The following is a 12706-nucleotide window of genomic DNA, read 5'->3' on the forward strand; positions in this document are numbered from 1 at the left end:
GCAACTGAATGGTCGCAAATAATTGATGGAAGTACCGATGCAAGTAACTGAACCAACAATAGAAACTGAAGCGATTTCTGGCTGGGTGCGCCGCTGGGCGCCCCTGATCCCGGGCGGCGAAGTGCTGGACCTGGCCTGCGGCGCGGGCCGCCATGCGCGCCACCTGGTCAGCCTTGGCCATCCCGTCATCGCGCTCGACCACGATCCGGAAATGCTGGAAAAGGCGGCCGGCACGGCCATCACCACCTCGCTGGTGGATCTGGAGGCGCAGGGCGCCGTGTGGCCCTTCGCGCCCGGCCGCTTTGCCGGCATCGTCGTCACCAATTATCTGCACCGGCCTTTGCTCGAAGCGATGGTGGCCAGCCTGGCGCCCGATGGCGTGCTGCTGGTTGAAACTTTCGCCGAGGGTAACGAGCAGTTCGGCAAGCCGTCGAATCCGAAATTCCTGCTGAAGGAAGGCGAAATGCTGAGCTGGGCGGTGCAGCACGGCTTGCGTGTGGTAGCGTACGAGGATGGGCGCGTGGAACAGCCAAAAGCTGCTTTGGTGCAACGAATTTGTGCCGTCCGGCCGGATTTTCCACGGTTGGCAGCCTTGCTGCCGACGTTTTGAGCGGCCATACTATGTCAGAATGCACCACAGGCGCGGGCTATCCGCTACAATCGTTGTTTTATTTATCGGCGCTATAAACTTACTATGATCAAGGGCAGCATTGTAGCAATCGTCACCCCGATGCACGCAGACGGCAGTCTGGACTTTCCAGGTCTGCGCAAGCTGATCGACTGGCATATCGCCGAGGGTACGGACGGCATCGTCATCGTTGGCACGACGGGCGAATCGGCAACAGTCAGCGTGGAAGAACACTGCGAACTGATCCAGTTGACCGTCGAACATGCCAAGGGACGCATTCCTATCATCGCCGGTGCCGGAGGCAACTCCACGGCCGAGGCCATCAAACTGACGCGCTATGCGAAAGAAGCGGGTGCCGATGCTGTCTTGCAAGTGGTGCCGTACTACAACCGTCCTACCCAGGAAGGCATGTACCAGCACTTCAAGGCCATCGCCGAAGCCGTCGACATTCCCGTGATCCTGTACAACGTGCCAGGCCGCACGGTTGCCGACATGAGCAACGAAACGATCGTGCGCCTGTCCGCCATCCCGAATATCGTCGGCGTGAAAGATGCGACCGGGAACATCGGCCGTGGCATCGACCTGCTGCGCCTCGTGCCAGCCGGTTTCGCCGTGTACTCGGGCGATGATCCGACGGCCATGGCGCTGATGTTCTGCGGCGGCCACGGCAACATCTCCGTGACAGCCAACGTGGCGCCGCGCGCCATGCACGAACTGTGCGTTGCGGCCATGGCGGGTGATCGCGCAACGGCGATCGCCATCAATAACAAAGTTTTTCCTCTGCACCAGAAATTGTTTGTCGAGCCCAACCCGGTGCCCGTCAAATGGGCGATGGCCGAAATGGGCCTGATGCCGGCTGGCATACGCTTGCCACTGGTGCCACTGGCTGAAAATTGCCATGCTACCGTGCGCGATGCCTTGCGCGACGCCGGCATCCTGTCTTAAGGCCGAACCTCAAGCCCGGACTTGACCAGTCCGGACCTTCCCTGATTCCAGCTGCTACTTAGCTTCTTATCCAGTTACGACATGACTAATTGCAAGAAAAACCAATCGGCGCCTGCCACCATCGCCGTCCGCGGCATCGTCATCGGCGCCATCGCAGCCAGCCTCGCGGGCTGCGGCATGATCAGTTCGGTAGTCGGCGGCGACAAGGTCGACTACAAGTCGGTCAAGAAAGCCAGCACTCTGGACGTGCCGCCTGACCTGACGCAATTGCAGCAGGACAACCGCTACTCCCTGCCGGATGCGAAGAACGGCGTGGCCACGGCTTCCGGCTACAACGCGCAGCGCAACGCCACGGCAGGTACGCCTGTCGTCGTGGGCGCCGACGGCGTGGTGGGCGTCGTGCCTGTCACGGCCGGTGGCGTGAAGGTCGAGCGCGCGGGCAACCAGCGCTGGCTGGTCGTCAAGCAGTCGCCTGAAGTGCTGTGGCCGCAACTTAAGCAGTTCTGGGAAGATTCGGGCTTTACCGTCGCCATCGACCAGCCGACGGCTGGCATCATGGAAACTGAATGGAATGAAAACCGCGCCAAAGTGCCGCAGGACTTTATCCGCAGCACCATTGGCAAGGCCTTCGATTCGCTGTATTCGACGGGTGAAAAAGACAAGTTCCGTACCCGCGTGGAACGCCTGGCCGATGGCTCGACCGAGATCTACATCAGCCACCGTGGCGTAGAAGAGGTTGTCACGGGTCGCGACAAGGAAACCACCACCTGGACCGCGCGTCCCAACGATCCGGGCCTGGAAGCGCAATTCCTGGCCAAGCTGATGACGCGCCTGGGCGCGGCCGGCGACGAAGCGCAGGCGAAGACAGCCGTGGATGCCGCCATTGTGCAGCCGCTGCACGCCAAGCTGGTGGGCGACGCCGCCACGCCGGCGCGCGCAATCGAAGTCGATGAAGGTTTCGACCGCGCCTGGCGCCGTGTTGGCCTGGCGCTGGACCGCGTTGGCTTCACCGTGGAAGACCGCGACCGCACGCAAGGCACGTATTTCGTGCGTTACGTCGATCCGGATGTGGTCAAGAAAGATGGTTTCTTCTCGAAACTGTTCAGCTGGGGCTCGTCGTCCGACAAGGACAAGGAAGCGCAGCGCTACCGCGTCCTGGTCAAGGCCGGCAACGGCTCGACCAGCCTGGTAAGCATCCTCAGCAACGAAGGCCAGCCGGACGTCTCGCCAGTGGCCGAGAAGATCCTGGGTCTGCTGAACGATCAGTTGAAATAAGCAGGGTGATAGCGGCAGGTCGTAAAACCTGCCGCGCATTAAAAAGGCTGGCCCGGGAAACGGGGCCAGCCTTTTTTATTTCGCATGCACCTTAACGCGGCAACGCCCGACAAAACCGTAGCGAGCGCCAGTGATGTGCGGCTAAGTAGCGCAACCGTCCTGTAGTACGGGGGCGCCGAGCCGGTGAGCATTGCAGGCGCGCAAAGCGCGGCGCGCAGCAGGTTTGCTTGGGCGTTTACCCAATAAAAAAGCCGGCCCTAAGGCCGGCTTTCTCTAGTGCTGGGTGCTAAATTACTTAGCAGCCGATGCAGCAGCCGAAGCAGCCGAAGCAGCGTCGGTAGCGGCCGAAGCGGCAGCCGAAGCAGCAGCAGCAGCGTCGGTAGCGGCCGAAGCAGCAGCGTCAGCAGCAGCAGCTGGAGCAGCTTCAACTACTGGTGCAGCTGCTGGGGTTTCAACTACTGGTGCTGGTGCAGGAGCTTCTTCTTTTTTGCTGCAAGCAGCCAGAGCAACAACCATCAGGGAGGCGATCAGCAGGGATTTTTTCATTTGTTTTCCTTAATTATTTCAAAAAATAAATCAATATTGTTGCGATGAATAATTACCGGTAATTATCGCTCGTTAGGTCGTCTTCGAAGGCTTTTCGTACCAGGTGGTGCCTGCCAGACAACGGAAACTTCCTAACCGAATATTATAGCGATTTTTGGTGCGTCGCAATAGGAGCAAGAGGCAAATTCGCAACTATTTTGTGATATCGCAATATTTGCCGAAGCAAATTGCAAGCAAGTGTAAGCGATTTGCGAAAGCACGACAAAACGATATAAAAATAATATGTTTCATTGCGCTAGCGCAGATGCTGTCATTTCTGCTCGTGCCATACCACTTTGCTACGCCACCATCATTCAGGCCAGTTCGATCCAGCCATCCTGATACCAGGTATATAGCGCATCCATCACATCATCGGAAGCCTGGGCCACGGCGGTGCCATCGAGCGCGCGTTCGTTGGCCAGGGTTTCCAGGGCCGCTTTGTCGGCCTTGCCTATGGCAAACGATTCACCATTGATGAAGACATTCTTGCCACGATACAGCATCAGCGTCTTGCGCGACAACACGACGCCCTTTTTCTGTGCGGCGTCCGCGAAGCGGCCTACAGTCAGCGGCTTGGACAGCGGCGTGAAAAACACATTGTGTTTCGGTTCCGACAGGTGTTCGCCCAGGAAAATGGTCACGTCTTCTTCCGTGAAGCGTACCTTGTTCATTTCTTCCGTGATGGTGCTGAGCATTTCACGGGGGATTTCCGCCGGTTTGCCCGACGCTTTCAAGTCGGGATCGCTGTAGATGCCCGGCAAGTCGATCGAGTCGGCCATGAATTGCAGGAAAGCTTCGCCCAGTTCCTGGAAGGTTGGCGAGCGGAAGCCGATCGAATACGTCTGGCAGTCGCCGATGGCCACGCCGTCGTGCGCGTAGTGGGGCGGCAGGTACAGCATGTCGCCCGGTTCCAGGGTGAATTCTTCGTCAGGCGTGAAGTTGCTGAGGATTTTCAGCGGCAAGCCGTCGATCAGGCTCAGGTCCTTCTGCGCGCCGATACGCCAGTGGCGCTTGCCCTGGCCCTGCAGCAGGAACACGTCGTAGGAATCGAAATGCGGGCCCACGCCGCCGCCATCGGTGGCGAAGCTGACCATCAGGTCATCCAGGCGCGCGTCCGGCAGGAAGCGGAACTGGCGCAGCAGGGCGTCGGCCTTGGCGCTGTGCAGGTTGGCGCCCTGCACCAGCAGCGTCCATTCCTTCTGTTTCAGCGATGGCAGGCTGGTCAACGGACCTTGCTGCATGTTCCAGTGGCCATCCGCATGGCTGACCAGGCGCGATTCGACGTGGTCCAGGGTGGCCAGCTCGGCCAGGGCCTTGAAATCGAACAGTGCCTTGAAGCCAGGCACGGCTTGACGGATCAACAAGGGCTTTTTATGCCAGTAGTCGCGCAGGAATTGCGCCGGCGTGATATCGCCGAGGAGAGTTAATTTTTTCATGCGCCCATTATAACAACCGGAAATGCAGGAATGCGCCTGCCGTTGGCGGCGTGAAGGTATAATTTGCCAGCTTATACAATGAAAGGAAGCATAATGAAGATTGCCAAAAATACGGTCGTGACTGTCAACTACAAACTGTCAGACGCGCAAGACAATCTGATCGAAGACGGCCGCCAGCCTATGGTCTACCTGCACGGTGATTATGAAAACACCCTGCCGAAGATCGAAGAAGAGCTCGACGGCAAGGAAGTTGGCTATTCCAACACGATCCAGATCGAACCGGATGATGCTTTCGGTGAATACGATCCAGCCCTGGTCAAGGTCGAGCCACGCAATCGCCTGCCTGAGCCGCTGGAAGTGGGCATGCAGTTCGAAGGCATGCCGGAAAGCGATTCGCCGGACGAAGAAGCGATGATCTTCACGGTGACCGATATCGCCGACGACAAAGTCGTGCTGGACGGCAACCATCCACTGGCCGGCATCGCGCTGCGCTTCTCGCTGACCGTCGCTGACGTGCGCGAAGCCACCGACGAAGAAATCGCCCATGGCCACGTGCATGGCGCACACGGCCATGACCATGGCGATGAAGATGATGAAGGCGACGAGGGCGACCACTTCCGCACCCACCCTATCCACTGATCTGATGACGCCTGACCAAACCTACTGCGCGGCGCGCTTTGCGGCCGGCGATGCTCACCGTACTAGAGTACGGTTGCGCTTCTCGGCCACAAATCACTGCCGCTCGCTACGGTTTTGTCAGGCGTCGTGACGTCTGTAGTTGGATAGATAAAGGCTGACTTTGCGTCGGCCTTTATCTATTGCGGCGCACGTTTATCGGCGCACGGTCGACGCCTTGGCTCTTGCTTGCGCCGATGGCCTGACGGCACGTTGACGCACCTCAAAGAACGGCGTCTTGCCTGGTCTTACGGCGATGGCGGACCAGTCGTTGTCGATGCTGACGTGGCCCAGGTTGCCTTTCCAGCTGATTTTCGGCCCGCCTGTCCTGGCTGCGGCCTTTCTACTCTTGCCTTCCTTGCCGTCCGCTTCGCCATCGCGCTGCGTATCGACCAATAAGACCTTGCCGCTGAATTTCTTCGCCAGGGTGCGGATCTGCTTGCGTGGTCCGGCAAAGCCATCCTGTTTCGAGCTGAAGCTGGGTAGCAGCGAATTGTCGTCTTCGTCCAGCACGCCCACGTCGCCATCGGAAAACAGCACGATGCCGTCGAGCTGCTTGCGCTGCGCCATGGCGAACAGGCGCTGCAGCCAGGAGCGGTTGGCGACCAGGCGGTCTTCGAATTCGCTGTTGCGTCCCGCTTCCGGCAGGAAATGGTTGTTATTCGCGGGCAGGTTGATGGTGGCAAACAGCACGCCGCCGTATTCCCAGTGGGCGTTTTCCGCATAGCTGCGGAACTTCGCCGTCGATGACAGCCGTGACAGGGTCAGCTTGCGCTGGCCCAGGCTCTGGTCGTCGGCGAAATACACGTCGCGCAGGCGGTTCAGGCGCTCGATGGCGTTGACCCTGCCGCGCGAATTGCGGCAGTTGGCCCAGTCGCTGGCAGACAGCGAGACGATCAGGGGCGGGCCGCTCGCGTCCAGCACGTCCTTGCGCTGGCTGTACAGCTTGTCGCTGCACGATTCGCTGGCGGCCTTGATGCCGGTGGCCACCACGAAGGAGGCATTGAAGGCGCTAGTGTCGGCGATGGCTTTTTTCAGGGGGCCATCGTCCGGCCCCGTATTGAAGGAATGGCCCAGCACGGCAAACTCGAAGCCGGCCTGCTCGCTTGGGGCGGCCAGCGCCGCTTGCCATGGCAGGCTGGCGACCAGCAGGCCGGCAGCCAGCAGGCGCAGGCTGGCGATGCTGCGCCGTATGGTCATGCGGCGGCCAGCCGTTTCAACTGATACAACTGTTCCAGCGCGTCGCGCGGCGTGAGCGCATCGGGATCGAGGTCGGCGATGGCGTCGAGCAAGGCTTGCTGCGCCGCGTTCAGCGCGGCTAGTGGCGCGGCTTCCTCTTCTTCCTCTTGCGCATACGGATCGGCTGCCGGCGCGGCGAACAGGTCGCGCTGCGGCGTGGCGTCCAGCGCCTGCGCTTCCAGGCGCGCCAGGTGCTTGCGCGCCGCCTTGATCACGGGCTGCGGCACGCCGGCCAGCTGCGCCACCTGCAAACCGTAGCTTTGCGAGGCGGGACCGGCTTGCACGGCGTGCAGGAAGACGATGCTGTCCTTGTGTTCGACGGCGGACAGATGCACGTTGGCGGCGCTCGGATGACTGTCCGGCAGTTGCGTCAGCTCAAAGTAGTGCGTGGCAAACAGGGTGAAACTGCGGCTGCTGTCGATCAGATGGCGCGCGATGGCCCACGCCAGGGCCAGGCCGTCGAAGGTCGAGGTGCCGCGACCCACTTCATCCATCAGCACCAGCGAGTGTTCGGTGGCGCCGTTCAAAATGGCGGCCGATTCCGTCATTTCCACCATGAAGGTCGAGCGTCCGCCCGCCAGGTCGTCGGTGGCGCCGATACGCGTGAAGATGCGGTCGATGGGGCCGATGGTTGCGGAAGCGGCCGGCACGTAGCTGCCCACGTAGGCCAGCAGGGTAATGAGTGCCACCTGGCGCATGAAGGTCGATTTACCGCCCATGTTCGGGCCGGTAATCAGCAGCAGCCGGCGTTCGTTGACGAGGCGGCAATCGTTGGCGATGAAGCGCTCGATCTGCTTTTCCACCACGGGGTGGCGGCCTTCGACGATGTTGATGCACGGCTCGTCGACCAGTTGCGGCGCGGCCCAGTTGTGCTGCTGCGCATATTCCGTCAGCGCATTCAGGGTGTCGAGCTGGGCCAGGCCCTGCGAAATCGTTTGCAGGGTGCCGATGTGCGGCGCCAGTTCGGCCAGCAGCAGGTCGTACAGCAGCTTTTCGCGCACCAAGGCCTTGTCTTGCGCCGACAGGGCCTTGTCTTCGAATACTTTGAGTTCGGGCGTGATGTAGCGTTCGGCGTTCTTCAGGGTCTGGCGGCGGCGGTAGTCGTCCGGCACCTTGTCCGTCTGGCCGTGCGTAACTTCAATATAGAAGCCGTGCACCTTGTTGTATTCGACGCGCAGGTTGGCGATGCCCGTGCGCGCCCGTTCGCGCGTTTCCAGGTCGAGCAGGAACTGGCCCGCGTTTTCCGACAGGGCGCGCAGTTCGTCCAGTTCGGCGTCGAAGCCGGTGGCAAACACGCCGCCGTCGCGCACCATGGCAGCCGGTTCCTGCGCCACGGCGCGCACCAGCAAGTCCAGGCAGGCGGTCGGTGTCGCCAGTGCCGCGTGGATGGCGGCCAGCAAACCGGTTTCTCCACCCTGGCCAGGGCCATAGCAGCGCACGACGTCGCCGCGCAGGGCCGGCAGTTGCAATAAACCGTCGCGCAGGGCGGCCAAGTCGCGCGGACGCGCCGACAGCAGCGCGATGCGCGTGGTGATGCGTTCGATATCGGGCACTTGCGCCAAGGTGGCAGCCAGTGGCCCCGCCGCTTCGCTTTGCGCCAGCGCGGCAATCGCTTCATGGCGCGCGCGCGCCACGTTCTGGTCGCGCCGCGCATGGTGCAGCCAGTGGCGCAGCATGCGCGAACCCATGGCCGTGCGGCAATGGTCGAGCAGGGAAAATAATGTAGGCGATTCCTGGCCGCGGATGGTTTCCGTCAATTCCAGGTTGCGCCGCGTGGCCGCGTCCAGGCCGATGAATTCGCTTTCCGTTTCCGTCGTCAGGGAGCGCACGTGCTGCAGACCGCGTCCCTGCGTCGACTGCGCATAGCGCAGCAGCGCACCAGCCGCGCCGAACGCGGCGCCGAGGCCATCGGCGCCAAAACCCGTCAAGGTCGCCACGCCCAGCTGGTCGAGCAGGGCCTTGTGGCCGCCGACCACGTCGAAATGCCAGTCCGGCACGCGGTTGATGTGCGTGCCCGCGTAGTCGTCGAACAGGTTGCCATTGTCGCCGCTCAAGATTTCGGCAGGCACGATGCGTTCCAGTTCCTGCTGCAGGCGCGCGGCCACGGTGCTGCTGTCGCCGGAAAACTCCATCAGTTTTAGTGCACCGCTGGCCAGCGACAGCCAGGCCAGGCCCGTGGTGACCGTCTTGCGTTGCGTGATGCTGCACATGGCCAGCAGCGGGCGCTCGGCCTTCTCTGGCAGCAAGTCCGCATCGGTCAGCGTACCGGGCGTGACCACGCGCATGACCTTGCGCTCGACTGGGCCCTTGCTGGTGGCCGGATCGCCGATCTGCTCGCAAATGGCCACCGACTCGCCCAGCTTGACCAGCTTGGCCAAGTAGCCATCGAGCGAATGAAACGGCACGCCGCACATTTTAATCGGGTTGCCACTGGCCACCCCGCGTGCCGTCAGGGTAATGCCCAGCAGGCGCGAGGCTTTTTCTGCATCCTCAAAAAACAGCTCGTAGAAATCGCCCATGCGGTAGAAGACCAGCATCGTCGGGTGATTTTCCTTGATGCCTAAATATTGCTGCATCATTGGCGTGAGCTTTTCAGCCGAATTTTTCTTTGCCGCGGCGGCGTTGATTTCTTTTGGGACGGTGGTCATGTGTTCTTTGTCGTTGGTCCGGCGGCAGGGAATGCGTGCCTGCCGGGCTGTGGGCGGTGCTGTGTGCGTTCAAGGCCGCGCTGTCAGGCGATGCTTGAGTCCAAGGCCGTCATTTTACCGCTTTCGGCAGGCGGGGCGGCGTATTGCGTGCGGATGTGAAAAAGCCGCGCCGGTGGAGGGGGCGCGGCTTCGGGTATCTAGCTGATGGTAGAACTGAAAGTTTGCATATTGACGGGCTTCAGGCTTAGGTCCAGTAGCTGTTGCCGTCGTACGCCCCAGATTTTCTGAACCTGAATTGCCGTTATTCGATATTCACTCACGGCTGGAGGCAAATCGTTTGTCTGGGACTGTAGAGATTACATCTCGACTCGCCCACCTACCGAAGCCTCAGGATCAAAACTGAATACGCGCAATTCTGGCAAGTCTTGTTCGCCGCGGATGATGCGTACTGTCAATACGAACGAGAGTTCCCAGCGACCCTTGCTCTGGCCGACGTCAAGATTGTGTTTCCACTCTTGGCGAATGCGGCGTAGATCGGGCAGGGCTGGATCAGGCGGTAATAAATGGGACTCGAAATCCAATGGCACCTGATACGTGGCGCCGATCGATTGCAGGAAGGGTGATGGCAGGGAGTAGCGTGTAGGGACATCGGGGCCGATTTGGGTCAGCTGAGGTACGCTGATTAGGCAACAATCAACAATCTGGAAGGATGTGAAACCACTGTCTTTGCTGCCACAGCAATTGACTTCCAGATAAACGTGTTGGCCCTGCTGGAAGTGTACTCCACCCATGTAGGGGCCGTGGCGCGGGTCAGCGCTGCCGTCGCAGGACGTAAATGCATAGTCGAGTTGGTTGGTGATCTGGTCTGCATCAAAGTGGATAGATAACTTCATCCAGGGTTTTTCGTACGTCATGTTTTCTGCTTTCTTTCCATGTCAATAAGTAGCTTCTGGTAGCGAGCATCTCGCCGGAGTGTCAACAGATCAGGGGAAGATTCGATCAGGTTGAGAGGGTAGCCAAGCGCTATGGCCTGTCTTAGTGTTGCGATCGCTTCGTTGCGCCTACCTGTCAGCTCATAGGTTAGCGTCGCCCTGAAAAACGTATCTGGCAAGGTGGGAGCAAGCCGGATTGCTTGTGCTAAGTGCTCCAGCGCATCGTCTCGCAAGCCCGCATAGGCTGAATACAGCGCGAGGCGCGAGTGGGCTTTCGGGTCGTCAGGCATGCGTTTCAGGACGACTTTAATCAAAGTGATCGCACGACGATATGAGTCGCGCGACAACTCAAGCTGGCCGGGAACCCAGCGTTGAGCATCTGCCAGGTTTGCCCATAGCAGGTAGTTGCCAGGATTGCCTTTGTTTTCCGATACGGCATTTTTAAATGCCTGTACCGCCCCCAGATAGTCGCCCCGATTAAACAGAGCGTTGCCCAGGTTGGTGTATAGCTCCCAGTCGGGATGCACTTGCAGTCCCTGTTGCAGAACATGCAGGGCCTCATCGCTACGATTCAGGCGTTCAAGCGTGGCGCTGAGCTGGGCATATGTCTCCGCCACCTGAGGAGTCATCTCTATCACCGTTCGAAACAGTTTTTCAGCTTCGGTGTAATTGCCGAGGTTGTAGTGCATTCTGCCCAGCATCGAAATGAAAGGGGTATCTTTGGGATAAAGTGTGAGAGCCTTATCGATTACCTCCCGCGCCAAGTCAAATTTTTGTGCTTGGATAAGCAAGCGCGCCTTGCCGTACATGCCGAGTGCATTGCTTGGGTCCAGATTCAATGCGGTGGTGATCTCTTGCAGTGCTTGCGCACGTTCGCCATGGTGTTCAAGAACCCATGCCTGCGCCACATGGGCCAAAGCTAATTGGTCGTCTGTAGTCAATGCCTGTTTCGCAGCGACATCCGCGCGTTGCAACCAGGTTTCGTCGCGGCTGGTACCCATATAGCGTAGCGTGAAAGCCAGCGACAGGCCTGCATTGGCAGCTGCATGTTCAGGATTGTGTTTAAGTACGGTGCTGAAATCTTCGATCGCCTGCTTTTGGCTGCTATCACGATCAAATGCACGCAACGCCTTCATTCCAGACGCGATGCTGGCAATTTCGGAATATGGATCCGGCGCTTCTTCTCCGGTGACAAAAGACTTTAAAGTGGGCACTATAGTTGGCCATTGCCAAGCCGCTACCACCGTCAGCAGGACGACCGCTGCACCCGTTTGCAAGGTGCGCTTGCGCGGTATCGGCAGGCGAATGGACAACGTGGGTGCCACCTCTCCTGATGGCACCGCTACGATCGGTGGCGTCAATGTCGCTGCTTCCCCGTCTCGCCTTCCGATCGCCTCGCGCACATCGCGCATGGTGCGTGGCCGTTCGGCCGGGTCGTGCGCCGTCATCGCGCGCACTAGGGCGTTGATGGCGGGCGGGACGGAGTCGGGCAGATCGGGCCACGCTTCCGTCGCCTGCATGTGGGCGGCGGCCAGGGCCAGGCCGTTCAGGTGGGCGAAGTGGCGCTGGCCGGCCAGCATTTCGTACAGCATGGCGCCCAAGGCATACACGTCGCCGCGCGTGTCGGGCAGGCGGCCCATCAGGCGTTCGGGCGCCATGTAGGCGATCGTGCCCTGCAAGTCGCACAGGGTGGTCGTTTGCGTCGCTTGCGGGTCGATGTGGCGGGCCAGGCCGAAGTCGAGGATGCGCACCTTGCCGCTTGCCTCCAGCATCAGGTTCGACGGTTTCAGGTCGCCGTGGACCAGGTCCATGGCGTGCGCCTCGTCCATCGCGTCGGCGATCTGGTAGGCGATGTCGAGCGCCGCCTGCAGGTCGGCCTTGCCGCTGTGCATGAACTGGCCCAGGGTCTGGCCTTCGACCAGTTCCATGACGATGGACTGGCTCGTGCCCTGGCCCTCGATGGCGAAGATGCGCACGAAGGCCGCATGCTTGAGCGAGGCGGCCAGGCGCGCTTCATTGATGAGTTTTTCCGGATGCAGCACGTCGGCTTGCGGTTTCAGCCGCTTCAGCGCCACGCTGCGGCACAGCTTGGCATCCCAGGCTTCGAATACATGGCCGAAACCGCCTTCGCCCAGCAAGCGGCGCACTTCGTAGTGCCCGCTGATAGTGTCGTCTTGCGACGGGGTCTGACGCAGGGGGTCGAGCAGTTCCATATACCTTGGCTTCAGAGTGCATCAGCGTGGGCATCCAGCATCGAGAGGCTCAATGCGATGGCTGCATGCTCAAGATGATTGATTTTGAGTAACTTCCTGATTTAAAACTATTGTTTAGAATAAGTCAATT

The 12706-nt window shown here is 60.1% G+C and carries 10 protein-coding genes; 4 read left to right on the top strand and 6 right to left on the bottom strand.

The window, feature by feature from the left end; all coding sequences use genetic code 11:
- Positions 1-37: 37 nt before the first annotated feature.
- From ACQ4WZ_RS02185 to bamC, 3 genes are all read left to right on the top strand, one after another.
- The gene (locus ACQ4WZ_RS02185; RefSeq protein ID WP_436572467.1) at positions 38-610 is read left to right on the top strand and encodes a class I SAM-dependent methyltransferase; all 573 of its coding nucleotides are present in this window, start codon (positions 38-40) and stop codon (positions 608-610) included.
- Positions 611-694: 84 nt separating this feature from the next.
- On the top strand, positions 695-1573 hold the full coding sequence (gene dapA / locus ACQ4WZ_RS02190; protein WP_101482314.1) for a 4-hydroxy-tetrahydrodipicolinate synthase: 879 nt from the start codon (positions 695-697) through the stop codon (positions 1571-1573).
- A gap of 81 nt (positions 1574-1654) precedes the next feature.
- On the top strand, positions 1655-2848 hold the full coding sequence (gene bamC / locus ACQ4WZ_RS02195) for an NlpB/DapX family lipoprotein (protein WP_101482313.1): 1194 nt from the start codon (positions 1655-1657) through the stop codon (positions 2846-2848).
- 291 nt (positions 2849-3139) lie between these two features.
- Here the strand turns inward: bamC and ACQ4WZ_RS02200 are convergent, their stop codons facing one another.
- Complete coding sequence (locus tag ACQ4WZ_RS02200; RefSeq protein ID WP_096237298.1) at positions 3140-3394, bottom strand: hypothetical protein; 255 nt, start codon at positions 3392-3394, stop codon at positions 3140-3142.
- 353 nt (positions 3395-3747) lie between these two features.
- Positions 3748-4869 (bottom strand): cupin domain-containing protein, encoded by a 1122-nt coding sequence (locus tag ACQ4WZ_RS02205; RefSeq protein WP_101482312.1) that lies wholly within the window; start codon positions 4867-4869, stop codon positions 3748-3750.
- A gap of 93 nt (positions 4870-4962) precedes the next feature.
- On the opposite strand from ACQ4WZ_RS02205, the gene ACQ4WZ_RS02210 reads away from it, so the two are divergent.
- Positions 4963-5508 carry an FKBP-type peptidyl-prolyl cis-trans isomerase gene (locus ACQ4WZ_RS02210; protein ID WP_099762773.1) on the top strand — a complete coding sequence of 182 codons (546 nt, stop codon included), beginning with the start codon at positions 4963-4965 and terminating at the stop codon, positions 5506-5508.
- Between the two features lie 192 nt (positions 5509-5700).
- Here ACQ4WZ_RS02210 and ACQ4WZ_RS02215 read toward each other — a convergent pair whose 3' ends face one another.
- The 4 genes from ACQ4WZ_RS02215 to ACQ4WZ_RS02230 form a co-directional block, all read right to left on the bottom strand.
- Complete coding sequence (locus ACQ4WZ_RS02215) at positions 5701-6744, bottom strand: hypothetical protein (protein WP_436572468.1); 1044 nt, start codon at positions 6742-6744, stop codon at positions 5701-5703.
- Positions 6741-9431 (bottom strand): DNA mismatch repair protein MutS, encoded by a 2691-nt coding sequence (gene mutS, locus ACQ4WZ_RS02220; protein WP_436572469.1) that lies wholly within the window; start codon positions 9429-9431, stop codon positions 6741-6743. Before mutS ends, ACQ4WZ_RS02215 begins: the two co-directional genes overlap by 4 nt.
- Before the next feature lie 356 nt (positions 9432-9787).
- Positions 9788-10345 (bottom strand): hypothetical protein, encoded by a 558-nt coding sequence (locus tag ACQ4WZ_RS02225; RefSeq protein WP_101482309.1) that lies wholly within the window; start codon positions 10343-10345, stop codon positions 9788-9790.
- On the bottom strand, positions 10342-12576 hold the full coding sequence (locus ACQ4WZ_RS02230) for a protein kinase domain-containing protein (RefSeq protein WP_436572470.1): 2235 nt from the start codon (positions 12574-12576) through the stop codon (positions 10342-10344). Before ACQ4WZ_RS02230 ends, ACQ4WZ_RS02225 begins: the two co-directional genes overlap by 4 nt.
- Between the last annotated feature and the right edge of the window lie 130 nt (positions 12577-12706).

The organism is Janthinobacterium darwini (assembly GCF_051380905.1).
Taxonomy (GTDB): Bacteria; Pseudomonadota; Gammaproteobacteria; order Burkholderiales; family Burkholderiaceae_D; genus Janthinobacterium.